This window comes from Psychromonas arctica (assembly GCF_038155225.1).
GTDB classification, from domain to species: domain Bacteria; phylum Pseudomonadota; class Gammaproteobacteria; order Enterobacterales; family Psychromonadaceae; genus Psychromonas; species Psychromonas arctica_B.
The window spans coordinates 1-26,745 of record NZ_JBAKBA010000043.1; the positions used below are offsets into that span (position 1 = coordinate 1).

24 protein-coding genes are annotated in these 26,745 nt (G+C 36.3%); 6 read left to right on the forward strand and 18 right to left on the reverse strand.

Features of this window, described 5'->3' with window-relative positions; translation table 11 throughout:
* Window positions 1-444: 444 nt before the first annotated feature.
* Window positions 445-651 (reverse strand): transcription antiterminator/RNA stability regulator CspE, encoded by a 207-nt coding sequence (cspE, locus tag V6255_RS15005; protein WP_019613006.1) that lies wholly within the window; start codon window positions 649-651, stop codon window positions 445-447.
* Between the two features lie 330 nt (window positions 652-981).
* Between cspE and V6255_RS15010 the strand changes: the two genes are divergently transcribed.
* Window positions 982-1,431, forward strand: a complete 450-nt coding sequence (locus V6255_RS15010; protein WP_341628896.1) for a YaiI/YqxD family protein — start codon at window positions 982-984, stop codon at window positions 1,429-1,431.
* 37 nt (window positions 1,432-1,468) lie between these two features.
* Here the strand turns inward: V6255_RS15010 and nqrM are convergent, their stop codons facing one another.
* The 9 genes from nqrM to V6255_RS15055 form a co-directional block, all read right to left on the reverse strand.
* Window positions 1,469-1,693, reverse strand: a complete 225-nt coding sequence (gene nqrM, locus V6255_RS15015; RefSeq protein WP_341628897.1) for a (Na+)-NQR maturation NqrM — start codon at window positions 1,691-1,693, stop codon at window positions 1,469-1,471.
* The gene (locus V6255_RS15020) at window positions 1,693-2,724 is read right to left on the reverse strand and encodes an FAD:protein FMN transferase (protein WP_341628898.1); all 1,032 of its coding nucleotides are present in this window, start codon (window positions 2,722-2,724) and stop codon (window positions 1,693-1,695) included. Before V6255_RS15020 ends, nqrM begins: the two co-directional genes overlap by 1 nt.
* Window positions 2,725-2,729: 5 nt before the next feature.
* Window positions 2,730-3,953 (reverse strand): NADH:ubiquinone reductase (Na(+)-transporting) subunit F, encoded by a 1,224-nt coding sequence (gene nqrF / locus V6255_RS15025; RefSeq protein ID WP_341628899.1) that lies wholly within the window; start codon window positions 3,951-3,953, stop codon window positions 2,730-2,732.
* A gap of 66 nt (window positions 3,954-4,019) precedes the next feature.
* Entirely contained in the window at window positions 4,020-4,628 is a 609-nt protein-coding gene (gene nqrE / locus V6255_RS15030) for an NADH:ubiquinone reductase (Na(+)-transporting) subunit E (protein WP_025562755.1), read from the reverse strand.
* Between the two features lie 5 nt (window positions 4,629-4,633).
* The gene (locus V6255_RS15035; protein WP_341628900.1) at window positions 4,634-5,266 is read right to left on the reverse strand and encodes an NADH:ubiquinone reductase (Na(+)-transporting) subunit D; all 633 of its coding nucleotides are present in this window, start codon (window positions 5,264-5,266) and stop codon (window positions 4,634-4,636) included.
* Window positions 5,259-6,047 (reverse strand): Na(+)-translocating NADH-quinone reductase subunit C, encoded by a 789-nt coding sequence (locus V6255_RS15040; protein ID WP_341628901.1) that lies wholly within the window; start codon window positions 6,045-6,047, stop codon window positions 5,259-5,261. Before V6255_RS15040 ends, V6255_RS15035 begins: the two co-directional genes overlap by 8 nt.
* A complete protein-coding gene (locus V6255_RS15045) occupies window positions 6,040-7,245 on the reverse strand; it encodes an NADH:ubiquinone reductase (Na(+)-transporting) subunit B (protein ID WP_341628902.1) in 1,206 nt (401 codons plus the stop codon). Before V6255_RS15045 ends, V6255_RS15040 begins: the two co-directional genes overlap by 8 nt.
* A gap of 2 nt (window positions 7,246-7,247) precedes the next feature.
* A complete protein-coding gene (locus V6255_RS15050; RefSeq protein ID WP_341628903.1) occupies window positions 7,248-8,588 on the reverse strand; it encodes a Na(+)-translocating NADH-quinone reductase subunit A in 1,341 nt (446 codons plus the stop codon).
* 266 nt (window positions 8,589-8,854) lie between these two features.
* Window positions 8,855-9,169, reverse strand: a complete 315-nt coding sequence (locus V6255_RS15055; protein ID WP_341628904.1) for a BolA family protein — start codon at window positions 9,167-9,169, stop codon at window positions 8,855-8,857.
* 240 nt (window positions 9,170-9,409) lie between these two features.
* On the opposite strand from V6255_RS15055, the gene V6255_RS15060 reads away from it, so the two are divergent.
* Window positions 9,410-10,126, forward strand: coding sequence for an arginyltransferase (locus V6255_RS15060; RefSeq protein ID WP_341628905.1), 717 nt, complete (start codon window positions 9,410-9,412; stop codon window positions 10,124-10,126).
* Between the two features lie 108 nt (window positions 10,127-10,234).
* Window positions 10,235-10,453, forward strand: coding sequence for a translation initiation factor IF-1 (infA, locus tag V6255_RS15065; RefSeq protein WP_007419779.1), 219 nt, complete (start codon window positions 10,235-10,237; stop codon window positions 10,451-10,453).
* 222 nt (window positions 10,454-10,675) lie between these two features.
* Here the strand turns inward: infA and clpA are convergent, their stop codons facing one another.
* The 3 genes from clpA to V6255_RS15080 all read right to left on the reverse strand — a co-directional run bounded on the left by clpA (window position 10,676) and on the right by V6255_RS15080 (window position 14,277).
* A complete protein-coding gene (gene clpA, locus V6255_RS15070; RefSeq protein ID WP_341628906.1) occupies window positions 10,676-12,931 on the reverse strand; it encodes an ATP-dependent Clp protease ATP-binding subunit ClpA in 2,256 nt (751 codons plus the stop codon).
* A 43-nt stretch (window positions 12,932-12,974) separates the two neighbouring features.
* A complete protein-coding gene (gene clpS, locus V6255_RS15075) occupies window positions 12,975-13,301 on the reverse strand; it encodes an ATP-dependent Clp protease adapter ClpS (RefSeq protein ID WP_160060682.1) in 327 nt (108 codons plus the stop codon).
* Between the two features lie 349 nt (window positions 13,302-13,650).
* Complete coding sequence (locus V6255_RS15080) at window positions 13,651-14,277, reverse strand: DUF6942 family protein (protein WP_341628907.1); 627 nt, start codon at window positions 14,275-14,277, stop codon at window positions 13,651-13,653.
* 262 nt (window positions 14,278-14,539) lie between these two features.
* Here V6255_RS15080 and V6255_RS15085 point away from each other — a divergent pair, with 262 nt between their 5' ends.
* Window positions 14,540-16,417 (forward strand): methyl-accepting chemotaxis protein, encoded by a 1,878-nt coding sequence (locus tag V6255_RS15085; protein WP_341628908.1) that lies wholly within the window; start codon window positions 14,540-14,542, stop codon window positions 16,415-16,417.
* A 162-nt stretch (window positions 16,418-16,579) separates the two neighbouring features.
* Here the strand turns inward: V6255_RS15085 and V6255_RS15090 are convergent, their stop codons facing one another.
* The 5 genes from V6255_RS15090 to nrdD form a co-directional block, all read right to left on the reverse strand.
* Window positions 16,580-18,079 (reverse strand): vWA domain-containing protein, encoded by a 1,500-nt coding sequence (locus V6255_RS15090; RefSeq protein WP_341628909.1) that lies wholly within the window; start codon window positions 18,077-18,079, stop codon window positions 16,580-16,582.
* A gap of 383 nt (window positions 18,080-18,462) precedes the next feature.
* Window positions 18,463-18,924 carry an anaerobic ribonucleoside-triphosphate reductase-activating protein gene (nrdG, locus tag V6255_RS15095; RefSeq protein WP_341628910.1) on the reverse strand — a complete coding sequence of 154 codons (462 nt, stop codon included), beginning with the start codon at window positions 18,922-18,924 and terminating at the stop codon, window positions 18,463-18,465.
* Between the two features lie 4 nt (window positions 18,925-18,928).
* Window positions 18,929-19,576: a LysE family translocator gene (locus V6255_RS15100; RefSeq protein WP_341628911.1), complete on the reverse strand. Its 648-nt coding sequence runs from the start codon at window positions 19,574-19,576 to the stop codon at window positions 18,929-18,931.
* A gap of 336 nt (window positions 19,577-19,912) precedes the next feature.
* Complete coding sequence (locus V6255_RS15105; RefSeq protein WP_341628912.1) at window positions 19,913-22,579, reverse strand: TrlF family AAA-like ATPase; 2,667 nt, start codon at window positions 22,577-22,579, stop codon at window positions 19,913-19,915.
* A gap of 428 nt (window positions 22,580-23,007) precedes the next feature.
* The gene (nrdD, locus tag V6255_RS15110; protein WP_341628913.1) at window positions 23,008-25,200 is read right to left on the reverse strand and encodes an anaerobic ribonucleoside-triphosphate reductase; all 2,193 of its coding nucleotides are present in this window, start codon (window positions 25,198-25,200) and stop codon (window positions 23,008-23,010) included.
* 396 nt (window positions 25,201-25,596) lie between these two features.
* Between nrdD and rsxA the strand changes: the two genes are divergently transcribed.
* Entirely contained in the window at window positions 25,597-26,175 is a 579-nt protein-coding gene (gene rsxA / locus V6255_RS15115; RefSeq protein ID WP_025566162.1) for an electron transport complex subunit RsxA, read from the forward strand.
* Entirely contained in the window at window positions 26,172-26,744 is a 573-nt protein-coding gene (gene rsxB, locus V6255_RS15120; protein WP_341628914.1) for an electron transport complex subunit RsxB, read from the forward strand. The genes rsxA and rsxB overlap by 4 nt, the downstream gene beginning before the upstream one ends.
* The last annotated feature ends 1 nt before the right edge of the window (window position 26,745 follow it).

The window sequence follows — 26,745 nt, forward strand, 5'->3', positions numbered from 1 at the left end:
AATGTGCACTAGGGATTGGATGAATCTGATCAACTAATTAGGCGGAATGGTATTATTTTAACAATTACATAGATCAATTAATTAATTGGAGAATGCTAACTACCCTGTTTGAAGGCACCATAATTAAAACAGAATGCATATATTGAAGGCTCTTAGTTCTAGAACTACTAAGCTTTTTAATTAATTGATTGTCTAATCTTCATTAAAAACGAAACTTGCTGTATTAGGGTTAAAAGTATAATGAGTATTAATATGAGAGAATTTTAAAAGAGAGAGTTAATGGACAGATGTTAACTTGTTTGTTTTGATGTTTTAATTAAATTGATGTTGTAATTGAATTAAAGGTTTATTTATTTCAATTTTGTTTCAGACATAAAAAAAGGCAAGTCATTAACCTACCTTTTTTTCAATCAGAATGAGCAATAAATGCTCATCGAAGCAATATTAAAGAGCTACGATGTTTTCTGCTTGAGGACCTTTTTGACCTTGAGTTACAGTAAACTGTACTTTTTGGCCTTCAGCAAGAGTTTTAAAACCAGTGCTTGCGATAGCAGAGAAATGTGCGAAAACGTCAGGACCGTTTTCTTGCTCGATGAAACCAAAACCTTTAGATTCGTTGAACCATTTAACTGTACCAGTAGTAGTTGACATGTGTATATCCTAATAAATTTGAGTAATTAACCTTAAAAATTAAGGCAGTTGGCTAGAAGTGTTGCTATTACTTATGATGTATAGGATTCGGTACATTAATACGGAACAAAGTACATAAATATAAAACGAACTTTCAAGCTAAAAATTATTATATATAGGTTTAAAAAGGTGTCAATAGCTATTTAACCTAAATATAAAAAAAATGTTAAATATATTAGTAAGTTTAAAATAAATCATTATTTATCAGCAAGTTAAATTATACATTTAATTTAATGATTAATTAATAAGTTGTTTTTTGCTATATTTAGACTTTAAAATGATGAGGTAAATATGAAAATTTGGATCGATGCTGACGCTTGCCCTGTAGCTGTAAGAGAGATGGTATTAAGAGCAAGTACTAGAACACAAACCGCACTTATTTTTGTGGCGAACTCCCCTCTTCCGGTTAAAAGAACACCACTAGTTAAAACAATTCAGGTATCTCAAGGTTTTGATGTTGCAGATAATTATATTAGCCAACATGTTGAATTAACTGATCTTGTTATTACCCAGGATATCCCACTTGCAGCAGAACTTGTTGAAAAAGGAGTGATTGCACTTAACCCTCGAGGCGAGTTATACACCGCTGATAATGTAAGACAACGTTTAGCAATGCGTAATCTAGCAGAAGAGTTACGAAGTGTAGGACAAATAAGTGGCGGTCCAAACAAATTTTCCGATAAAGATAAGCAAAACTTCGCTAACTCTTTGGATAAATGGCTTCAGAAAGCAAAAAGATAGGCTTTGAGCCTACCTTTGGTTATTAGCGGGTAAATAGCTATATAATTCGCGTTTCTGCTTGTAGCTTCTGTAAGCGCGCTTCTTCAGCTTCTTTTTTCTTACGGTTATCACAAGGATCTGGACAATCACATTCTTTGTCTATCCCTACTGAAGCGAGTCCACCACAGCTGCCGCCGATGGTTTTTTGGTTAACGATATAACCAATAGCCATTGCAACAATAACTAATAAAAAAACAACAAACGTAGCTACAAAATAGATCATCACTTTTCCTCTGCAAAAAATTCTTCAAACTCAGGAGTGAAAGACTCAATGAATCCATCATCTTTTTTGGTCAATAAAAAGACCGGTTGATTAAGCTTAGTTGCAAATTCTAACCCATTTTCAGGCCCTAATACAGTAATTGCAGTCGCTAATGCATCTGCGACCATACTGCTTTTATCAATAACCGTAACAGACACTAGTTTGTGATTGATTGGACGACCTGTTTTAGGATCAATCGTATGTGAATAACGAATACCATCTGACTCAAAGTAATTACGGTAATCACCCGAGGTTGCAATTGCATTATCGCCAATATGTAATAAGCGTTGTACGTTTTGACCGAACTCAGGACGCTCTACAGCTAATGTCCAAGGAGTATCATTCGGTTTAGTACCATTGGCTCTTAACTCTCCACCAATATCGACTAGATAATTTTTAATGCCCAGCTTTGTTAAAAACTCAGCAATGACATCAACACCGTAACCTTTTGCGATAGAAGACAAATCAACATACAATTCAGGTTTACTTTTAATTAAACGATTACCTTCAATCGATAGATATTGACTACCAATTTTTTGTTTAGTATTTTCAATTAGTTTAGCATCAGGTACTTTATTAGGCTTTTTATCTGGGCCAAATCCCCACAGATTAACTAATGGACCAACCGTAATATCGAAAGCTCCATTGCTCTGTTGGTAAACCTCAAGCGCTTTTTTAACTACTTTAATCGTCGCATCAGACACTGCTAAAGAGTCTTTACTTTTATTGAATAAAGATAATTCAGAATTTGGGCGATAAGTAGACATTTGGTCGTTCACTAATTCTAATTCTAGATCAATTAAAACTTGCAATGACTCAGTTGATAAATCTTTGTTTTTAGACTGTTCACTAGACAACATATAAGTGACTTGATAATAAGTCCCCATAGTTTGCCCCTGAATTTGAAGCAACTTCGGTTCAGGTTTAGCACACGATGAAATAAAAAAGGCTAGCCCTATTAAGGCTAGCCATTTAATTGATGATTTAATCATCAGGGTTAACCGCCGAAGTCATCAAGTAAGATATTTTCGTCTTCTACGCCTAAATCTTTAAGCATAGCAATAACCGCTGCATTCATCACTGGAGGACCACACATGTAGAACTCACAGTCTTCTGGTGCTTCGTGATCTTTAAGGTAGTTTTCAAATAATACGTTATGAATAAACCCAGTGTAACCATCCCAATCATCTTCAGGTTGAGGATCACTTAACGCGACATGCCATTCAAAATTTTCATTTTCAGCAGCAATTGCATCAAAATCTTCAACGTAGAACATCTCACGCTTAGATCGTGCACCGTACCAGAAACTCGCTTTACGCGTTGTTTTCAAACGACGGAATTGATCAAAGATATGTGAGCGCATTGGCGCCATGCCAGCACCACCGCCAACAAAGACCATTTCATTTTCAGTTTCTTTAGCAAAGAACTCACCAAATGGACCAGAAATAGTGACTTTATCACCCGCTTTTAAACTAAAGATAAATGATGACATTTTACCACAAGGCAATGATAGGTCACGTGGAGGCGGCGTAGCGATACGCACGTTCAACATAATGATACCTTCTTCACCAGGGTAGTTAGCCATTGAGTATGCACGAATAGTTTCTTCATCAACTTTAGATTCTAAATCAAAGAATTTAAAGTGTTCCCAATCGCCACGGTACTGTGCTTCAATATCAAAATCTTTATACTTGATATGGTGAGCAGGTGCTTCTATTTGAATGTAACCACCGGCTTTAAACGGTACAGATTCACCATCTGGGATTTGTAACTTAAGCTCTTTAATAAAAGTAGCTTCGTTACCATTAGAGATAACTTCACATTCCCATTTTTTAACACCAAAGATCTCTTCTGGTAATTCAATCACCATGTCTTCTTTAACATTAACCTGACATGATAAACGTTCGCCTTCTTTTGCTTCACGTTTAGTAATGTGGTCAAGCTCAGTAGGTAGAATATCACCACCACCTGATTTGATTTTCACACGACACTGGCCACAAGTACCACCACCGCCACATGCAGAAGAAACAAATACACCAGCATTCGCTAATGCACCTAATAACTTACCACCCGCTTGGGTATTGATGCTTTTGTCTGCATCATCATTAATAGAAATTGTAATATCACCCGTGCTTACAAGTTTTGCTTTTGCCGATAAAATAATAACGACTAACGCTAAAACGATAATTGTAAACATGGCAACGCCGAGAAAGATTTCCATCGACTTTTTCCTTGTTTTGAGAGGGAATAAATTCCCCCGAATTCATCTAAGCTAAAACAGCAACGATTACAGTTGGATACCAGAAAATGACATAAAACCTAATGCCATTAGACCCGCTGTGATAAATGTAATACCTAAACCACGTAAACCATCAGGCACGTCAGAGTATTTCATTTTTTCGCGGATACCTGCTAATGCAACAATCGCTAGCGTCCAACCAATACCACTACCTACACCATAAACCGCTGACTCAAGTAAGTTATACTCACGTTGAACCATAAACGATACACCACCAAAGATGGCACAGTTAACAGTAATAAGTGGTAGGAATATACCTAGTGCTTGATACAAGGCAGGGAAATATTTATCTAATATCATTTCCAAAATTTGTACCAACGCAGCAATAACACCGATAAAGGTGATAAAGCCTAAGAAGCTTAAATCAGCGTCAGGAAAACCTGCCCAATCAAGCGCACCAGGTGCTAATAGGTTAAAGTAGATAATTTGGTTAGCAGGTACTGAAATACCTAATACCACGATTACCGCTACACCTAGACCCATTGATGTTTTAACTTTCTTAGAAACAGCAAGGAAAGTACACATGCCTAAGAAGAAAGCCAGTGCCATATTTTCAATGAAAATAGAACGCACAAATAAACTAAGATAATGTTCCATTCAAATTACTCCTTAGGCTCGACTTGTTCTGGTCTAATTGTTCGAATTGCCCAGATAACGCCACCAATAATAAAGAAGGCACTAGGAGGAAGTAATAATAAACCATTACTTTGATACCAACCGCCATTTGAGATCAACGGTAAGATTTCAATGCCAAATAGAGCACCTGAACCAAACAATTCACGAACAGCACCCACTAAAACAAGTATCAGGCCGTAACCTAAACCATTACCTATACCATCCATAAAGCTTGGAAAAGGTTTGTTTTTCATTGCAAATGCTTCAGCACGTCCCATTACGATACAGTTTGTAATGATCAGACCAACATAAACAGATAACTGTTTAGAGATACCAAAAGCAAATGCTTTTAGTGCTTGGTCTACTACGATTACTAACGAAGCAATAATAGCCATTTGTACGATGATACGTACGCTGTTAGGAATATAGTTACGTATTAACGAAATAAATAAGTTAGAGAAAGCAGTAACAAACAATACCGCTAACGTCATTACCACTGCATTTTGTAGTGTTGCTGTTACTGCTAATGCAGAACAGACACCTAAAATTTGCAGCGCAATTGGGTTATTGCTAACTACCGGAGAAGTTAATACTTCTTTTAATTCACTTGATTTAGCCATTGTTTAGCGCTCCTTCACGAACTTTGCTAAGAAATGGACCAAACCCTTGCTCACCTAACCAGAAAGTGAAGGTATGTTCTACGCCGACACTTGTTAGTGTTGCGCCAGATAGACCATCGATTTCATGTTTAGAACCAGCAGTAGCTTGTCCTTTAACAATTTTAATAGCAGGGTTGCCGTCAGCATCAAATAACTCTTTACCAACAAACAGTCCACGCCAGCGAGGATTTTCAACTTCACCACCTAGTCCAGGTGTTTCACCTTGCTCATAGTAAGTAATCGCATCAATCGTATTACCATCTGGTTGCACAGCAACAAATGCATACATTGTTGACCATAAACCTGCACCATGAATCGGCAAGATGATACGTTGTAATTCACCGTTATCATCAGAGACTAAGTAAATCGTTGCCAAGTTAGCACGACGTCCAATTTTAGCAACATTTTGCTCAGGTGTTAATTTAACACTTTTTTCTGGATCTTTAGACGCTTTACGTTGGTCGTATTTAGCAACTTCACTTTCACTAAGATTGGTTACAAATTCACCCGTGTCTAAATCAACTAATTTAGTTTGAATGTTAGATGCAAAAACCTCTGCGGTTGTTTTATCAGTCGTTAAACCAGCAACCGCAAGAATGTTACTTTGCTTATCAATTTCTTTATTAGCAATTTGCATTGGACGCAAGCCAACGGCTGCTCCTGCAACGATGATTGAACAGACTAGACAAACCGCCAGTACAACAATCATTGTTTTGCCGAATGTTTCCTGTTGATTAGACATTACGCGCTAACCTCCGTTTAATATTGCCTTGTACCACAAAGTAATCGAATAACGGTGCAAATAAGTTAGCGAATAAAATAGCTAACATCATACCTTCAGGGAAAGCAGGATTCACAACACGAATCAATACCACCATCAAACCAATCAAACCACCGTAATACCATTTACCTTTATTGGTAAATGAAGCTGATACGGGATCAGTTGCCATGAAGATCATACCAAAGGCAAAACCACCCATTACTAAATGCCAATACCAAGGTAGTTGGAACATGTGGTTTGTATCACTACCAATCACATTAAATAGTAACGATGTTGCAACCATACCAATCATTACACCGGCAATAATTCGCCATGATGCGATTCCTGTAATAACAATAAAGGCACCACCAATCAAAATAGCGAGTGTAGAAACTTCACCAACACTACCTTGCATGTTACCAATGAAAGCATCGAACCAAGATAAGTTAGTTTGTACTGCTTCTAGGCCACCTTGAGACATAACACTTAACGATGTTGCGCCAGAAAAACCATCAACGGCAGTCCAAACAGCATCACCAGAAATATCAGTAGGATAAGCAAAGAATAAGAAAGCACGACCAGCTAATGCAGGATTTAAGAAGTTACGACCAGTACCACCAAAGATTTCTTTAGCAACAACAACACCAAACGTAATACCTAAAGCAACTTGCCATAGAGGAATAGTAGCCGGTACGATTAATGCGAACAGTACAGAAGAAACAAAGAAACCTTCGTTTACTTCATGTTTACGTACACTCGCAAACAATACTTCCCAGAAACCACCAACAACAAAAGTCACCGCATAGATAGGCAAGAAGTAAGCAGCACCAAATAACAAGTTATCTAAGATACCTGCACCTGAGCCTAGCGTTACACCGAACACATCTAGTAACGCGACTCGCCAATCTTCTAATGCAGAATAACCCGCAACAATTGCATCATTAGCTTGTACTCCAGTGTTATACATACCGTAAAACATAGCAGGGAACGTTGCTAACCAAACAAAAATCATCATGCGTTTAAGGTCAATACTATCGCGAACGTGAGTAATTCCTTTGGTCACATAACCAGGAGTGTAGAAAAATGTCGCTGCAGCTTCATACAGAGCGTACCATTTTTCATAACGGCCCCCTGATTCGAAATGCGGTTCCATTTTTTCAATTAAGTTCTTAAGACTCATTATTAGCCTTCCTTCTCAATTTTACTTAGACATTCGCGCAAGATTGAACCGTATTCATATTTACCTGGGCAAGCATAAGTACATAGTGCTAAATCTTCTTCATCCAACTCTAGGCAACCTAACGTCTGTGCACCATCTGTATCGCCTACGATCAAATCACGTAATAATACAGTTGGTAAAATATCTAATGGCATAACTCGTTCATATTGACCGATTGGCACCATCGCACGCTTACTACCGCCAGTAGTGGTAGTAAACGCAAATTTTTTCGCACGATTTAACGCAGATAAAAAGACACGAGAGACAGAATGTTTATTTAAACCAGGAGCTCCCCAGCCAAATAACTCTTTCTCGTAACCTTCAACTAGTGCTGACACTTGATTATGGTAGCGACCTAAAAATGCGTGTGGGCCTGAAGCCGTTACACCACATAATACTGATCCAGAAATCACACGAACTTGCCCTGCAATTAATTCACCAGCGGTTAGCTGTGTTATTGAAGCACCGATTTTAGTACGCACTAAACGCGGTTTTGACACAGCAGGTCCTGCGATAGAAATAACTTTATCGCTATACACTTCACCCGTTGTAAATAATTGACCAAATGCAATCACATCTTGATAATTAATCGACCAAACTTGTTTCGTTGCAGAAACAGGATCAACAAAGTGAATATGTGTACCGGCTAAACCAGCAGGATGGATACCTGCGAAGATTTTTTCTTCAACACTTGTCACATCTGAAGTAGGTAATGTCGCTTGTCCTTTACAGACATAAACTTTACCTTCAGTTAACTGTGATAGTACCGCTAACCCATCAGTAAAAGCTTGCTTATTTTCATTGATGATAACCGTTGCATCTGCCGCTAATGGATTTGTATCCATCGCTGTCACAAAAATAGAAGCGGGTATTGCATCAATTGCAGGTACTTTACTAAATGGACGCGTACGTAATGCAGTCCACGCACCTGACTCAAGCAAGTTTTCAACAACTTTGCTTCGCTCAAGGCTTGCTAATTGCTTGCTCTCATACTTAGCAAATTGCACACTATCATTGCCTTGTACTGAGATAACAACTGATTGCAGCACACGTTTAGCACCACGGTTTATTTCTTTAACTACACCAGTCGCTGGAGCGGTAAAATGCACACCTTCATTTTTCTTATCAGAAAATAGAACTTGGCCTTTTTTTACGCTATCGCCGACTTTAACAGCCATTGATGGACGCATTCCAACGTATTCTTCACCCAGTATAGCAACTTCAGAAATGGCGGGACCATTTTGAATGACTTGCTCTGGCGCTCCTGAGATGGGGAGATCCAGTCCTTTTTTTATAGTAATCATATTCTCTTGCACTATAGTTACGGGAGGAAAGTTAAATGCCTTTCGGCAATAAAACATTGCATGTAATAGATCGGTATTAACAATCGATTAACATGTACACTAAAAAATTCTGACAAATATTAACATTAGAGAGGGGTTAATTGCTATATCAAATGAAAAGCTAACCGAAGTAAGTTCAAATTTAATAAAAAATAAAACAAAGCTCACAAATGTAATTAACATTTTAATAACCCTACTTTACTGTGAATTTTCTCTCTTTAAAAATACTAGCCTTTACCACCACCTAAACATTTAGCTGAATCAGGTGAGATGTGATTTTTTTCAGCCCATTGTGTTGGTGTATAAGTATGCATAGCTAACGCGTGTACAGGGCCAGCTAGCTCTTCCGAAAGCAAATCATTAATCAAACGGTGACGCATAATTAATCGTAAGCCTTCAAACTCTTCACAAACAATCGTCACTTTAAAATGTGTTTCAGAATTTGCAGGGACAGAATGGTTGTGACTTTCATTTTCTACAGTTAAAAATTCAGCTTTAAAACGTTGCTTTAGTTTATCTTGGATAGTTTGTTGAACAATCATATTGCCTCAAATTAAGATAGGGGTTAATAATCAAAAAAGTGGTTAAACGCAGTTTGAAGTTGCCAGAAAATGATTGGCAACCAAACACTGAAAGAGAATACTTAATACAGTGTTGTTAATTTATATTTACAATAACAAAGCAATGAATTTTACGATACACTCTTTTTAAGATTGTTTCCGTGCGACAGCATGCAGCAAAACCATTAAATAATATCATTTCTATTAATAAAAAGGTTATTCGTGCCCAATTCATCCGAACTGAGTGTTGGCCTCACGGCAGCTTTTCCTTGTTCTTATTTAGAAAATAAAAAAGAACAGTTAATCATGTTAGTCGATCCTGACGAAAATGCACAAAAACATTACCCAGCATTAATGTCGATAGGGTTTAGACGCAGCGGCGATCAAGTGTATCGACCACATTGCCCTGACTGTAATAGTTGTGAATCATTGCGAATTAAAAGTGACCACTTTAGTTTATCTAAAAGTCAAAAACGTTTATTAAATAAAAATAAACATTTTACGACAGTAAAAAGTACAATAGCTAAAGCTAACTATTACTCGCTTTATGAGCGTTACATTAATCAAATACATAAAGATGGCGTCATGTACCCTGCTCGCTTAGAACAATTTGAATCGTTTATTGGCTGTAACTGGGGCGATATTATTTTCATCGAAGTGTATGATAATGAGAAATTAATATCTGTTAGTGTCACTGATCAGTTAAAAACAGAGACATCATCAGCGTGGAGTGCTTTTTATTGCTTTTATGACCCTGATTACCAAGCTCATTCATTAGGGAAATATGCCGTTTTACAGCAGCTTCATTTAGCTAAACAAGAAAAAATAGAATTTTTATATTTAGGTTATTACATTCATAATTGTCAAAAAATGAATTATAAAAACCAATTTAACCCACATCAACGCTTTATAAACCAGCAATGGGCGGCATTTGATTAGCTTTTTAGTTTGATTAATGAGCAACAATCCTTTACCACTTCCAATTATTCTGGCATTATGCGCCGATTGAAACTAGCACTACTTACCTATACAAAGGATCCATCGCCAATGGCAAAAGAAGACAGTATTGAAATGCAAGGCACTATCTTAGATACGTTGCCTAATACAATGTTCCGTGTGGAATTAGAAAACGGTCACGTTGTTACTGCACATATCTCAGGAAAAATGCGTAAAAACTATATCCGTATTCTAACTGGCGATAAAGTGACAGTTCAGCTTACACCTTACGACTTATCAAAAGGTCGCATTGTTTTCCGTGCTCGCTAATTAGCCGGTAACAAAAAATTCGGCTTTTATTAGTCATAAAAAAACCAGCAACTCAGCTGGTTTTTTTATACCCATTTTTTAGGGGGTTTTATTAGAAATAAGATCAATGAATTAAAATTCCATATTCACTTTATTGGAGTGATTAAAGTTTTAGCGCTAATGCTTTACGCTTAAAGCTTTAACTCTAAAACCTTGAATATGACGCTTAAATAGAACCCAATACTAACGACTCATTTCTAATTTTTTCTCATACTTAAAATCAATACCGTCACCGGCAGCATTCAATAGTACGCTAACACTACCGCCATTTTGTAAACCACCAAATAGTATTTCATTCGCTAATGGTTTTTTCAGTTTTTCTTGAATCAAACGACCCATTGGTCGAGCACCCATTGCTTTATCATAACCATGTTCAGCTAACCAATCTCGTGCATTACTATCCACTTCTAATGACACTTGTTTTTTATCTAGCTGTACTTGTAGCTGCACAATAAACTTATCGACCACTTGGCTGATCACTTTTAAATCTAAATGATTAAACCAAATAATATTATCAAGACGGTTTCTAAACTCAGGAGAGAATATTTTATTAATCTCATCCATCGCTTTTGCACCTTCTTTTTGTTCTTTAAAGCCGATACTTTGTTTTACCGTTTCTTGTACGCCAGCATTAGTCGTCATTACTAAAATAACATTTCTGAAATCAACTTTACGACCATTACTGTCGGTTAATGTTGCATGATCCATAACCTGTAAAAGAATGTTATATACATCGGAATGCGCTTTTTCGATCTCATCTAGCAGAACAACAGAATAGGGATGTTTAACAACAGCATCTGTCAATAAGCCAGCCTGTTCATAACCAACGTAACCAGGTGGCGCACCAATTAAACGAGAAACCGTATGTTTTTCCATGTATTCCGACATATCAAAACGTAATAACTCCACACCTAATGCTTTAGCTAATTGTTGAGTTACTTCTGTTTTACCAACCCCTGTTGGGCCTGCAAACAAAAATGAGCCAACAGGTTTTAGCTCATCAGATAATCCTGAACGATTTAAATGTATTGCATCCGTTAACGCATCAATAGCAGAATCTTGACCAAAGACTGTCATTTTCAAACGTTGATGTAATTTAGCAAGCGCATTTTTATCGGTATTAGAAACTGATTTTTCAGGAATACGTGCAATTTTAGCAATAATACTTTCGATTTCAGAAACACCAATGGTTTTCTTACGTTTACTAACCGGTAACAAACGCATTTGCGAACCGGCTTCATCAATTACATCGATCGCTTTATCTGGCAAGTGGCGATCATTAATGTATTTAGCACTTAATTCAGCTGCTGCCATCAATGCTTTATTGGTATAACGAATATTATGGTGTTCTTCATAACGAGAACGTAAACCTAAAAGAATCTGGCTTGTTTCTTTTACTGAAGGTTCCAGCACCTCTATTTTTTGGAAGCGTCGAGCTAATGCATGCTCTTTCTCGAAGACTTGGCCAAATTCTTTATAAGTAGTCGAACCAATACATCGTAATTCACCACCTGTTAATAAGGGTTTTAATAAATTAGCAGCATCTAATTGGCCGCCTGTTGCCGCACCAGCGCCGATAATAGTATGGATCTCATCAATAAATAAAATTGCATTTTTCTGTTCTTTTAATTTATTGAGTACCGTTTTAAAGCGTTGTTCAAATTCACCGCGATACTTTGTGCCAGCTAATAGTGCGCCCATATCTAGAGAATAAATAATATTATCTTCAATCACATCTGGCACATTATTATTAACGATTTGATAAGCTAACCCTTCAGCAATAGCAGTCTTACCAACACCAGACTCCCCGACTAACAACGGATTATTTTTACGGCGACGACACAATATTTGCACGCAACGTTCAAGTTCTTTTTCTCGCCCAATTAACGGATCTATTTTTCCCGCTATAACCTGTTCATTAAGGTTGACAGTAAATGGCATTTCATCGTTTTCTTCGACTTTAGCTTCAACAGACTCTGGTTCATGAAATGAAATAGAATCAGGGTGTTTTTCCATGCCATGTGAAATATAATTAACGACATCCAAACGTGACAAACTAGATTTTTTCAAGAAGTAAGCAGCTTGAGATTCTTGTTCACTAAAAATAGCCACCAGCACATTTGACGCACTGACTTCTGTTTTTCCTGATGATTGCACATGAAAAATAGCACGCTGTAAAACACGTTCAAAGGCAATCGTTGGCTGGACTTCTAACTTCTCATTTTTAATTTCAGAAAGGCTAGGATTAGTGTCTAAAAATTCACTTAATTCAATGTGAAGAGACACTATATCGACAGAACAAGCCAATAGAATGTTCTTTATTTCATCGTTTTCTAGCAATGCTAATAACAGATGTTCTAATGTCATAAATTCATTGCTTTTTTCGTAAGCAATGCGGAAGGCTAAATCAAGGCTATGTTCTAAAGGTTTATCTAGCATGGAGACTCCTTATGAGAGTAAAAATAAAATAACGTGGTTATGGTTAACTCTCTTTTTCCATCGTACATTTTAATGGATGTTCATTTTCTTTTGCGTATTGAATAACTTGCATCACTTTTGTTTCTGCGATCTCGGCACTAAATGTACCGCAAACACCGACACCTTTATAGTGCACATTTAACATGACTTCGGTTGCTGCTTCATGATCTAGTCGAAAAAAACGTTGCAGCACATCAATAACAAAATCCATTGGTGAATAATCATCATTATGTAATAAAACGTTATACATAGATGGCGGCACTAATTTTGTTTCTTGGGATTCGATTGTTTCCGATTCATTTCCCGTTTTTGGAGAATTTTGATCACTCATTTTTTAGTTTAGTCTTCATTAATAAAGTTACTGAAATTGTTCGCATAATGTTCTTATTATGTGATTAGCATTGTAAAAGCATAGTGTTAGCCATATTTTTAAGCAGTAAAACGGGTCACTTAATAAACCTAAATAACCACAATACTCAATCCTAGAGTAAAGCTTAACTTTCCAATGTGCAATCCGCTGTAACAAAAAAGCCATAACCATGTGAAGCAATCATTAAATTGGTTAATAGCTTGTTTATTAAATATACGATTATGTTTAACTTATCGATCAACTAATAAACGTGATGGATGTACTTAGATTGATGAAATGAGTACCGTTATCTCAGTGCAATAAATGAAAACTATAAACTAAAATCGATTACTTCACCTTTTATCATGGCTGATAGCATCGCCGATAGCCGCTGTATTTTTATATTAGATAATTGTCTGTAATCAAAATAAGGGCAAACAACAACACCTTGCTTTACATCTACCGCAAACTCCTCATCTAACCACAATAATTCAATGGCTAACTTCCCTTCGTTAATTAATTGCTTCGCATAAGTTCTGCCACAAATAATATGCACGGTTTTAACCTTATTCGTATGAGAGCAGTGTAGACTTGAAAGATCTAAATACGAGAGTTCTGCATTTGAAAACACAACTTTGGGCGGGCTAAAAATTAAGGCAGTGCCACTATTCGCTTGCAATAAATTCTGGTCCCGATATTGCTGCCAAGTTGGCGCTAAAGTAGAAAAATTAAAATCATTTTTATTCAACGCATACAATAACTTAGCAAAAACATTAAACACCTTACGCCAACCATTGCCACAAGCTTGACCAATGGCATAGATATCACCATGTTGAATCGCTTTTAATTGTGTTAATGACTGGTAATCCTCCATGGCTGGTTGATTAGCAATATACACAGCAAATATGAATTGGCTATCGCCTAATCCGACTATTTTAGCATCAACACTTTTCGTCAAAGTTCTATGTCCTTAATATAAAAAGTAAACCTCGTACGGTCACTTTCTTTTGCCTAAAATAACAGCTTAATATGTACATCATAAAGAATAAACACTATTATCTAACTAACTCTATAGAGGTAAAAATGACTGATCAATTTTCCCTCTAAGACTTTATTAGTATCAAACAAAGAGCGTATAAAAATGTATATAACTATTTATCTAAATTCAATATCTTATATGGAAAACTACAACAATGTATCTTAATTTTAAAGGACGCATAGTGTCTGCGGCTATCGTGCTATTGACAATCTCAATGGCGACACTGGCTTATATTTCATATAAACAACAGTCTTCTCTCACCATCAATAACGTTGATAGATATTCGATGCTCCGCGTTTCAAATAACAGCGATAAGATCCACGAATTTGTAGATAAAATAACAAGAAGCATTAGCACAACTGCCGACTTATTTTCTCAAAGTGCTGATGAGCAAAACATCATTACCAACCTAAAACTGATGAAACGAACCACTGAAGCATCGGCCGTTATTGTAGGGTACGAAAACGGCGTAGCTTATAACAGCAACAAAGGTAAATACGCATCAAGTTATGATCCTCGTTCACGTGGCTGGTATAAACAAGCTAAAAATAAACGCTCAACTATTATTACTGATATTTATACAGGCAGTAGTACCGGTAAGCTAATGATCAGTATTTCAGCCCCTTTCTACCGTGATAATCAAATTGCAGGCGTATTACTAGCAGACGTTGAGTTAGATGGACTTCAAGCCATGGTTAATGACACCGTGTTTGACAGTGGAACCGCCAGCCTATATGAAGGTTCAGGATTAACATTAGCCTCAACCAATAATAAAGATATTGCAGGTAAAACTCGTTTATCTGATACACCTGAATTATCTAAACTTAAAAGTGATATTTACAGTAAAGATCAAGGCAGCATCTCTTACACTTTAGCTGGAGTACATAAAGTCGCTTATTTTGAAACTATCAAACTAGACGACTCTACCAATTGGCACCTGTTAGTATCATTAGATGAATCAGTTATTTATAGTAAAGTTCAAAAATCATTAATGACTGTTTTAATGACAACCGTCGTTTTAGTTTCTATTTGTTCATTCATCATCTTCTTATTACTTAGCTACACCTATAGACCCGTTCTTGCCCTCAAGAAAACAGTACAAGAATTATCAAATGGTAATGGCGACTTAACACAACGTCTTCCTGTCACTAGTCGTGATGATTTAGGACAAATATCAGAAAACATTAATACTTTCATCGCACACTTACAGAATATGATGTTAGATATTACAACCGCATCTAATCGGATTGGTTCAAGTATTACTGGGTTACAAGGTTTAACAGAAGAGAACAAAACAACGTTAAATCATCATAAATCTGAAACAGAGCAAGCCGTAACAGCCTTAGAAGAAATGAGTGCAACCTCTCATGACGTAGCAAGAAACACTACTGAAGCCGTTGAGTTTACAGGTAGAACCACTACACAAGCAGAGCAATCAAAAGAAGTTGTTAGAGGCGCGACTGAAACCGTTGGCCAATTAGTCACCAGTGTCGATAATGTGTCACAAAACATTAATGAAATGGGATTACAAATATCTGAGATAGCTAAAGTACTGAGTGTTATTGGTTCAATAGCCGATCAAACTAACTTACTCGCTTTAAATGCAGCTATTGAAGCCGCAAGAGCCGGTGAGCATGGTAGAGGTTTTGCCGTGGTAGCAGATGAAGTGAGAGCACTGGCTTTTAGAACACAGGAAAGCACTACTGAAATCCAACATACCATTAACAGACTAACAGCAAGTGGCGCTAACGTAGCCAGTACAATGGAAGGCACTAAAGCGAGTTGTGAGGAAGCTTCTTCTCAAATCAACCTAGTGGTAACCGACCTCGATAACATTAGTTTATCAGTAGAAGAAATTAACGGTATCAATGTACAAATCGCGACGGCTGCAGAAGAGCAAAGCGCAGTGGCTGAAGAAATAAATAGAAACATGGCTAAAATCAGTGAAATGGTTGAATTGATTGCCACCAGTGGTGAAGATGTAAACCATGAAGCAATAAGCCTTGCTAATGCAAACGCTCAGTTAGCTGATGTAGTAAAGCAGTTTAAACTTAAGTAGTTAATTAACTGGCTAACAGAAAATTAATAGAGAGAGCTTAATAAAAGTACTTAACGAAAAGCTAAATAAAAAACAGCGCAGTTTAGAGATTAATAACATAATTAACTTCTATACAGCGCTGTTATTCAAAGCTAGCTTAAAAATAAATAACGACCTTTACCTCTAATTTATATCTAACTCTCTCTCTATCGTGTCACCATCAATATCAGCAGTGACTTTTAAAGTATCACCAGCAACCATCTGCTCATTAAACTCAACATCAGAATTAAAAGTCAATTGTGTCGATATACCAGAGAAAACCCCAGCAAGATTAGAAATGTCTGCTACAGGTATATATTGACTGCCTGTATCTTCAGCTATATTTTTCATATAGTTATCACTATCCGAACTAAAACCAACAGCAACGACAGTAATAGGCACATTAGCACTTATTGCTTTATCAATTACATCTTGATAACCAATGCTAGAGTTATTATCTTCCCCATCAGTTAAGGCAATAACCTTAGGATTACTCGTTTGATCTGAAAATTGGTCAATAGCAACGTCTAAACTGTCATAGAAAGCCGTACCGCCTGAAAAAGGGTAATAACTAGCACTACTAATAGTATCAGTTCTCGCTTCATGTCTTGTTACATATGAACTATAGTAATTAGTGTACATTTCAGAATATGGGTTATAAAGGTCAATCAAGGTATGCAATGTAGCACTTTCTTTAATAAAGCCATTTTCACTTCCTGTTGTAAAAATAACTTCATCACCATTTTCATCTTGTAAATAAAGTTTATTAGCAATCACTTCGTCCGTCATTGGAAAAACATCGCTAGAAAAAAGTAATACAGATAATTCTGAATCAGCCTCATTATTTTTTGTCATATCTATTAATTGGTGCGCAGAAGCAGCAGCAATTGTATAACGGTTTTGTCTATTGCCTTCACTGTCTAAAACTAGTGAATAATTTTCATCATAAACAGTTGTGTCCATTGAACCACTTGCATCAATAGAAAGAACCACTGATGATGCGTTGTCTTCCACATTTTGTGCGCTTGTAATAGTAAAACCGCTAACCGGAACATCATTTAATGTAAAAGTAAATTGATCAGAAGCCAAGCCAATAACCGCTTTATTAGAAACCGTATCAGTAACAATTAAATTCACTGTATTATCAGAAGATTGTTTGAGCCCGGATATTTCATAAGATGCTTGTTCTGAAATAGTTGAAGCCACTTTTAACAAGCTTCCACTTAAAAAATTATTAATATCGGAAAATAGTACTTTAAAGCCTTCTTTTTCTGCTCTTACTTGTATTGCATCCGTGACAACATCATCAGAAACTTCAAACTCAAACGTACCACAGCTATCAGTAGTTACACTCTCAGTAACAGTTTCTCCAGCCGCATCTTTAAGCTCCACAACTGCATTACTTAATGGCTCATAACCTTCAGGGACATCAGGACATTCTACAGATTTTGTTAATAATGATTTTATTGCAGTTGAACTTCTCGTACTTGCTTCTAAGCCTTGTGGAGAAACTAAACTTCCAGCAATACTTACCGACTTACTATCACCGGTATCTTCCGTTACGTTTGTTGTATTGTCGCTATCACAAGCAACTAACAAACCTGAAAGTGTAATCGCTATTGCAACTTTTGAGTGTTTAAACATTGCTACCATCCCTTGTTAATCAAATTAAAGTATAAAATTTATTAAAAAGATATTGTAGCAAATAAAAATCAAGCATAAGTATTTAATTAATTGTTTATTAATTTTAATTTTAATGAGATTTATAAAAATCAGAAGATATAAAAACAATTGAGGTGATGATATTAGATCAACAATAAAATTGAAATGACAATGATATAGGAAGTTTACATAGTTAATTTATAATCAACACGTCACTAATTAATGGTTATTCTATCTAATAGATTACAGCTATCTTAAATTTAAGATATTTATTTGATATAAGAATTTTTTGTTAATTTAAATGTACTCTATAAAACGAAGCACTAATGATTGAATGATGCCATATCTAAATATATATCTATTATTTAAAAATAATAGATGACTTGATTTGAGCTTCCTCGCCAAGCCAATGAGGGGTCAGCAAGATCTTTTTCAAACTTACCATCGATCAACACATCTACCAGCTCAATAATCTGTTTTTGTTTCACATTCAAATCAGCCAACAAATATCCACTCCACATCCAAATATCTTTAGCAACACATTCAGTTTTAACCCGTTTTACTAGCTTCAATACTTCGGCGACATTAGCAGGATGTAAAGGGTCACCGCCAGACAAGGTGAGCCCTTGTTTTTTAATACGTTGGTCATTGAGATCTTTAATTATTTGATCTGCAAGTTGTTCAGTAAACAACTCTCCCGCATCAGGAGACCAAGTAGATTGGTTATAACAACCTTTGCAGTTATGAATACAACCAGACACAAAAAGAGTACAGCGTGTACCTTCGCCGTTTAATACATCAATTGGGTAATATTTTGAATAGTTCATATGTTTACTTACTAAGTGCCGATTTAACGATAGTTAAACCAATCAGACCTAAGATAACGCCAGTACATTTATCAATGTAGTAAGCTAACTTAGAGAATTTTCGACGGACTTTATCTCTAGATAACACGTAAATAACAGAGAGATCCCATAGGAAAACAACTGAGGTCATCCATACCCCAAGACCAATTTTAAAACTTAAATCAACGTCTTTAGTGAGTACAACGGTGAATAAGCTTAAGTAAAATAAAAGGTTTTTAGGATTTAAAATACCAGACATAAATCCAGTGATAAATTCTTTTACAAAGGTCGTTTCTGCTTTTACTTGAGCACCAGAAAAGGCGAGATCTTGATAGTCTGATTTCTTTGCCATTAAAGCCATTACCGCAAGATAAATAAGGAACAATCCACCCGCTACTTTTAGCGCAATCATAATCATCACAGAGCTAGCCAATAAAGAGCCAACCCCAATCAAACAAAGCGTAATATACAATGCATTTGCACTAGCAATACCGGCTGCGACACCAATCGATTTTTTAGGCCCGTTATTAATCGCACTTTTAACAACAAGCACAAAGTCAGGCCCAGGGCTTAATAATGCCAAAAGGTGTGCAATGGCAACGGTAATGAAGATACTAAAGAGAGCCCAATCCATATTGTTTCCTTTTAAGTTTTTAAATTTATTACAATTCGTCTTCGCTCATCGAGGCATCAAGTGAAACTCTATCTTTGGGTTCCGCCCTGTCGGCGTGTTACTTTCTTTTGCTTGCCCAAAAGAAAGTAACCAAAGAAAAAGGCACCCCAATCGTTTTTTAAATCTGAATAAATAACAGCCTTCTTAACGCACCGCTCATACGCGGCGTCCATGCCGCGAAGTTCGCTAGCAACGGCTTCCCTGCCTTAGCTTGCTAAAGGCAGTGATTGATTCAGAAAAACTCAACGGGGAAATATCGTAGCCGCATTGAGTATCGTTATTTTTAGTAAAAATATATTAATCCAAGGTATATATTTTTTTACGATGGGAAAAGGCTCTTTCTCCACCTTCCAAAATCGCGCAACAATCTTTCTGAATTGAGCCTCGATCAATAGAACCTCTATTAATAATCGATGTTTGATCATTTGTACTTCTGAGTGGGATAATCAATTCAGCATCGCCCAAAACTGCAATATTTGCATTATGAGTAACAATAATCACCTGTCTCGTTTCTTTGATCTTTTTTAGATTGGTAACAATTGTTTTATAAATAAACTCACTATCCAGATGATCCTCCGGCTGATCTATTAGAAGTGGAATATTATTTTTAGATTGTATTAGTATTGCTAACAGTATCGACTGTTGTTGCCCTAATGATAATTTAGAAATCGACTTGGAAATATTTTTTATTTGCCCACTAATTTCTACAACTTTCGTCACTAATATATTAGGCCGGTCTTCATAGGCAAGCGCTTCAAAATCCTCATAAGTATAGCTCTCTCGAACACGCTCAATAATTCGATTTATGTCTTCATCAGAAAAAACACGATTATTATCTTCATCCAATAAACCCTCAAAAGTAGTTTTTCTACCGCGTTTAACTTCTGAAGCAAAGGTTATTGGAGATAATTTTGATGCAATTAGTTCGGACTTTTTAACTTGAGATGTTCTCCAGCCCATCACCTGCTTTATAAGAGCTTCAAAGCTTGGTGAATAAGCTCCTTCTGTGTATTTAGCTGAAACAAAAAGACCATCAACTGAGTTTTTTAAATTATCATTTATTTGAATACTAAAAGCATATCGCGATTTAAAAATATGCTTCTTCAACTCCAACCGTTTATTAAGCAACTCACTTCTATATTTTTGTATTTCTTTTAATTTAACTTGATCTTTTAGGAGCTTTCTTAGGCGTTTCTCATAATATTCAAGATCGTTGGCAATTTGATTTATTTTTCCAATGTCAAAAGGGATTCCCGCTTTATCTAACTCTTCTTTTTTCTCATCAATTTTCTGTTGTATTTCTGATTCTTTGGACTTCCATAAATCCAACTGGATTTTAAGCAGAGCTATTTTTTCTTCTAAAGCAACATTCAATTCGTCAGATTTATCTGAAACGATTTCAGAAAACTCATTAATAAGTTTCTTTACTTCTGTGAATTGATCCTTCCCTACAATGATTTCTTCATCAGAGAAGTTACTGAAATAATCAAACAAAGCTTTATCTTTTAATACTTTACGGTAGTTCTTAACAAGCTCTTTCAGTTGATAAATAAGATCAGTCCTTAATCCATTTTCCTTAACTAAGGCTACTTGATTCTTAACAAGCTCACCTACTTTATCCTTTTCTAATCTTGATTTTTTTTCTTTGAGCGTTTGTAGTTGCCTTTCTGTGTCTTTTATAGCCAAAACCTCAATCCGCAGTTTTCCCAACTCACTTTGATTATTTAGCAGTAAATCACAAACATTTTCGTCTTCTTTTTTTAGATGTTCTAGCTCCAAAAAACCATCTAAAAAAGCTAGCAACGCTTTGGGGTCATCGTCGCTATTCTTCACTGTATCAGCAGTCTCGCTTTGCCCATAGCACTCAATAGGGACTCTTTGAAGACCGTCCTGTCCATCCGTATGATTAAATGTGTCATCATTCTTTGAACGTCGAAATTCTAATTCCTTCCCTGTTTCATCTTCGTAAAATAAACTTATATCATCAGGCCATACGTCACTATCAATAACGGCTTTAGATGATTCATTACCTGACGCTACACGTATAATTTCCATTAATGTTGACTTACCAGTTCCCCTACCACCGATTATGCAACTAAGGTTATCACTGAAGTCTACTTTTTGGTCGTGCAAAAGCCCGCCTTTTATATGCACACCAACAAATTTAGCTACCTTTTCAGGAATTACATCTTCAAGACGTACTCGAGATTCATATGAGTTTAATGAAATACGAAGAGCATTAAAACTGAGCTCATCAACCTTAAACCGTGTTAGCTTTTTATTGCCTTCTGCATTAGTGCCAAGTTTATTAATAGAGTGTGAATCGGAGGACATAACTTTAGGAAGAATAACTTCATCATGAAGTCCAAGTTTCACTCTTCGTTTTTTGATTAAAGACAATCGATGACTGTCGGTATCATTATCGGTATAAAGATCAAAACTTTCCTTTTTACTTATCTCAAGGGCAAGTAATGAAGAATGACAAAACAAATCATCCATCTGAGCATTAAATCTTCCTACTGTCTTTTCAAATCCCGAATCCAATTCGATGTGAGCTAACACTCCAAATCCATCATACTGCTTTGCTAAATTTAGACATTCAACAATTCCCTGTGAGCAGCGTTCTTTGTCATTAGAAATATTTAGCTTTCCGTGAAATGACCTTAGATTTTGAAATGAATTAAAATACACAAGAAGATGCCCTTGTGTAGTACTAACCTCTATTCCAGGGACTACAAGTATGTCTTTATCTTGAGAGTAATCAATTGCAATCTTACTGTTTAGAATCTCATTGTGGTCCGTAATGCTAATTATTTTTAAATTAGAACTTAACGCAGTATCGACTATATTTTTAGGTGTCATTTGTTCATCTTTCACATCAAACGAACCGTAATCTATTCCGTATGAATGAATATGAAGATCAGCTCTGACGAATTTCGCCCCCCTGTTGAAATTGTTAACCACAATTAACTCCTAAATAGATTCTAAAAAATAATACACGCTATTTAAATTACAAATAGTTACATATAAATCAACGCGGCTACGACAATTTCCCCGTTGAGTTTTTCTGAATTAATGAATGCCTTCAAGCAAGATAAGGCATGGATGCCGTTGCTAGGTCAGCTCGCCACAGGGATGTGGCGTCTGAACGGTGCCTTAAGAAGGTAATCATTAATTCAGATTAAAAAACGAATTGGGGCGATTTTCTTTTGCTTCTGTTTTCTTTGCTCGTGCAAAGAAAATGAAGTCGCCGACAGGGCGAAACACCAAGTTAATAAACACCAAACTGCCTCAATGAGCGCAGACGAATCATTCTAAATTAAGATACTTTACAAATAATACTTTTACAAAATAAATATAATTAAAATCAATCTAATGTAAAAATTAAAAATCTACAAATGCTTAACCCTTCTCTTCACTTCCTCTTGTTTCCCTTCATTAAACGGCCTCGCATCTGGACTCCCCAAATACCCACAAACCCTACGTGTTACCGCTACCTTTTCAGGATCAGAATTACCACAACTCGGGCACACAAATCCCTTACTGGTACAATCAAACTCGCCTGTAAAATGACATTCATAACATTCATCAATCGGTGTATTAGTACCGTAATAAGGAACGCGCGTGTAGCTGTAATCCCAAACGTTTTCTAAGGCTTTAAGATTATGCTGCATGTTGGGATATTCACCGTAACAAATAAAACCACCACTTGCGATCGGTGGATAAGCCATTTCAAAGTCTAACTTATCATAAGGGTTGACCGCCTTCTCTACGTCTAAATGAAAAGAATTAGTGTAATAACCTTTGTCAGTCACTCCTTCTAACACACCAAATTGTTTGGCATCTAAACGACAAAAACGATCACATAAGTTTTCTGATGGTGTTGAATACAGACTAAAAGCGTAACCTGATTGTTGTGACCATTGCTCAGTGGCTTGTTTTAAACGCGTAATGATTTGTAATGCTTTTTGTTGTTTTATTTTGCTGTCAAAAATGTGTGAATCTGTGCCATATAATGCATTGATGGTTTCATGTAAACCGATATAACCTAATGAAATGGAAGCGCGACCGTTTTTAAAGATTTCAGCAACGCAATCATCTGCTTTTAGGCGAACGCCACAGGCTCCTTCCATATATAAAATAGGTGCAACACTGGCTTTAACTTCACTCAGTCTTTCAATTCGCGTGTCTAATGCTTTTTTAGCTAATGTTAAACGAGCCTCTAACAAATTATAAAAGCGTAATTCACTTCCCTCTGCCTCTAAAGCAATACGCGGTAGGTTGATACTGACTACGCCAAGGTTATTGCGACCATCATGGATTAACTCGTCTTCTATATTATGGTGGTTTTGTTCATTGTCTATTTTATTGTTACTTGCTTTATCACTGTCTGTTGTGTTGTTAGTTTTTTCGACATAGCGATCTAAAAAACTACGACAACCCATTGGCGTTTTGAAAGAACCAGTCACTTCCACTACTTTGTCGTAATTTAAAATATCTGGATACATGCGTTTCGATGCGCATTCCAAAGCAAGTTGTTTAATATCGTAATTTTGATCATCTTCTTTATGGTTTAAACCATCTTTAATCGCAAACACCAGTTTAGGGAAAATAGCGGTTTTACGATTTTTTCCTAACCCCGCAATACGATTTTTTAAAATAGATTGTTGAATTAAACGCGACTGCCAATCAGCCCCCAAACCAAACCCAAAAGTGACAAAAGGGGTTTGCCCATTAGCCGTATGTAGAGTGTTAACTTCATACTCTAATGATTGAAAAGCGTTATAACATTCGATTTCTGTTTGCTCTGTTGCATAGGCATGCGCGTCAGTAATGTCCCACTGTTGTGCTATTTTTAAATGTTTTTCAAAACTTTTAGTCACATAAGGCGCCAATATTGTATCTATGCCGTTAATTGTGGTGCCACCATAAATATGGCTGGCCACTTGTGCAATAATTTGTGCCGTTACTGCCGTTGCTGTTGAAATTGATTTTGGTTGCTCAATTTCAGCATTCCCCATTTTAAATCCTTGGGTAAACATACCTTTAATATCAATTAACATGCAGTTAAACATTGGAAAAAACGGCGCATAATCTAAATCATGATAATGAATGTCTCCTCGTTCATGCGCTTTCACTACATCACGAGATAAAATATAAGATTTAGCATAATGTTTAGCGACAATACCTGCTAATAGGTCACGCTGTGTTGGGATCACTTTGCCATCTTTATTGGCGTTTTCATTTAACAGTAACGCGTTACTTTGTTGGATTAAACCTTCAATTTCGTTGTTTAAATGACTCTTACGTTCTCGCGCAATATCTCTATCGTGACGATACTCTATATAAATACGTGCGAGTTCAATATGGCCATGTGTCATTAAACAAGTTTCTACTGCATCTTGAATATGGTGAATATCAACTTGTTCTTGCCCTTTTAGACTTTTTTCAATTTCTGCTGCAATCCCAAAGGCATCAACGCCTTTACAACGAGCAGCACCAGAGGCTTTCAAAATAGCCTCACTAATACGCAGAGCATTAAAAGGTACTTGGCTACCATCTCGCTTTATCACAACAGGTTTCATACATCACTCCAGAAAGAACAAAAAACACAATATATAGTGAGGTATAACTATACAAGACACTACATATTGATCATTGATGTGAATCAATTTTAAAAAAATCATTTAATTGATGAACAGAAATAGATAAAATTAAGCAAGACGGCATTGAATAAAAAATATTAATAAAAAAATGATGGCGTCTTGATTATCCATTTATGAGTGTCATTTTTAGTTAAATAAAACGCGTGATGAGTTAATTATTAGATGTGTTTATTTATTGTCCTTGCATTCAAATGGTAAATACATAAATAGCTAAAAAATGATCTCATTTTTCCACTGAACTTATGCACTTTTGTTGTTACAATACCGATCCTTTTCCAGCTTAAATCACCTACTTTAGTAGTGGAATTATTATTTATGAGCGATTATTTTTTACTCTTTTTTGGCACAGTGTTAGTCAATAACTTTGTGTTAGTGAAGTTCTTAGGTTTATGTCCGTTTATGGGCGTTTCAAATAAAATTGAAACGGCTGTTGGGATGTCACTGGCGACGACGTTTGTATTAACGTTAACAGCTGCGCTTTCATATATCGTTAATACGTATTTATTGGTGCCGTTAGGTTTACAGTACCTACAAACTTTAAGTTTCATTTTAGTGATCGCCGTGGTGGTGCAATTTACTGAAATGGTAATGCACAAGACTAGCCCTACTCTGTATCGTTTATTAGGTATTTTTTTACCGTTGATCACCACTAACTGCGCCATTCTTGGTTTAGCGTTATTGAATCTGACAGAACAGCATAATTTTACACAATCAGTTATCTATGGCTTTGGTGCAGGCGTTGGTTTCTCTTTAGTATTGGTTTTATTCTCTTCGATTCGTGAACGTTTGAGTGCGGCTGATGTTCCAGTTCCTTTTAAAGGCGCTTCTATTGCGATGATCACAGCAGGCTTAATGTCGTTAGCATTCATGGGTTTCACTGGGTTAATTAAATGATCATTAGTATTATTATTGCGATATTAACTCTCGGTGTTTTAGGGCTTATTTTTGGCTCTTTATTAGGTTACTCATCGATTAAATTTAAAGTTAAAGAAGATCCAATCGTTGAAGAATTAGATGCAATGTTGCCGCAAACTCAATGTGGGCAATGTGGTTACCCTGGTTGTAAACCTTATGCAAAAGCGATTGCTGATGGTGATGACATCAATAAATGTCCTCCCGGTGGCGAAGCGGTTATGTTACAGCTCGCTGAACGTATGGGTATTGAGCCTAAAAAATTAGATGGTGAAGAAAAACCAAAACTAATTGCTTTTATCCGTGAAGATGAATGTATTGGCTGTACTAAGTGTATTCAAGCTTGTCCTGTTGACGCTATTTTAGGAGCAACAAGACAAATGCATACGGTGATCACCGATGAATGTACTGGCTGTGAATTATGTGTAGCACCTTGTCCAACCGATTGTATTGATATGTTACCGATTCAAATTACCACTCAAAACTGGCAGTGGAACTTACAAACAATCCCAACAAAAACCATCCCAACTGAACGTAATGATGAGCAGTAAC

What these genes read in the sequence shown, in the direction of transcription:
- cspE (WP_019613006.1), bottom strand. Translation starts at nt 651, where the DNA reads ATGTCAACTACTACTGGTACAGTTAAATGGTTCAACGAATCTAAAGGT.
- V6255_RS15010 (WP_341628896.1), top strand. Translation starts at nt 982, where the DNA reads ATGAAAATTTGGATCGATGCTGACGCTTGCCCTGTAGCTGTAAGAGAG.
- nqrM (WP_341628897.1), bottom strand. Translation starts at nt 1,693, where the DNA reads ATGATCTATTTTGTAGCTACGTTTGTTGTTTTTTTATTAGTTATTGTT.
- V6255_RS15020 (WP_341628898.1), bottom strand. Translation starts at nt 2,724, where the DNA reads ATGATTAAATCATCAATTAAATGGCTAGCCTTAATAGGGCTAGCCTTT.
- nqrF (WP_341628899.1), bottom strand. Translation starts at nt 3,953, where the DNA reads ATGGAAATCTTTCTCGGCGTTGCCATGTTTACAATTATCGTTTTAGCG.
- nqrE (WP_025562755.1), bottom strand. Translation starts at nt 4,628, where the DNA reads ATGGAACATTATCTTAGTTTATTTGTGCGTTCTATTTTCATTGAAAAT.
- V6255_RS15035 (WP_341628900.1), bottom strand. Translation starts at nt 5,266, where the DNA reads ATGGCTAAATCAAGTGAATTAAAAGAAGTATTAACTTCTCCGGTAGTT.
- V6255_RS15040 (WP_341628901.1), bottom strand. Translation starts at nt 6,047, where the DNA reads ATGTCTAATCAACAGGAAACATTCGGCAAAACAATGATTGTTGTACTG.
- V6255_RS15045 (WP_341628902.1), bottom strand. Translation starts at nt 7,245, where the DNA reads ATGAGTCTTAAGAACTTAATTGAAAAAATGGAACCGCATTTCGAATCA.
- V6255_RS15050 (WP_341628903.1), bottom strand. Translation starts at nt 8,588, where the DNA reads ATGATTACTATAAAAAAAGGACTGGATCTCCCCATCTCAGGAGCGCCA.
- V6255_RS15055 (WP_341628904.1), bottom strand. Translation starts at nt 9,169, where the DNA reads ATGATTGTTCAACAAACTATCCAAGATAAACTAAAGCAACGTTTTAAA.
- infA (WP_007419779.1), top strand. Translation starts at nt 10,235, where the DNA reads ATGGCAAAAGAAGACAGTATTGAAATGCAAGGCACTATCTTAGATACG.
- clpA (WP_341628906.1), bottom strand. Translation starts at nt 12,931, where the DNA reads ATGCTAGATAAACCTTTAGAACATAGCCTTGATTTAGCCTTCCGCATT.
- clpS (WP_160060682.1), bottom strand. Translation starts at nt 13,301, where the DNA reads ATGAGTGATCAAAATTCTCCAAAAACGGGAAATGAATCGGAAACAATC.
- V6255_RS15090 (WP_341628909.1), bottom strand. Translation starts at nt 18,079, where the DNA reads ATGTTTAAACACTCAAAAGTTGCAATAGCGATTACACTTTCAGGTTTG.
- nrdG (WP_341628910.1), bottom strand. Translation starts at nt 18,924, where the DNA reads ATGAACTATTCAAAATATTACCCAATTGATGTATTAAACGGCGAAGGT.
- V6255_RS15100 (WP_341628911.1), bottom strand. Translation starts at nt 19,576, where the DNA reads ATGGATTGGGCTCTCTTTAGTATCTTCATTACCGTTGCCATTGCACAC.
- nrdD (WP_341628913.1), bottom strand. Translation starts at nt 25,200, where the DNA reads ATGAAACCTGTTGTGATAAAGCGAGATGGTAGCCAAGTACCTTTTAAT.
- rsxA (WP_025566162.1), top strand. Translation starts at nt 25,597, where the DNA reads ATGAGCGATTATTTTTTACTCTTTTTTGGCACAGTGTTAGTCAATAAC.
- rsxB (WP_341628914.1), top strand. Translation starts at nt 26,172, where the DNA reads ATGATCATTAGTATTATTATTGCGATATTAACTCTCGGTGTTTTAGGG.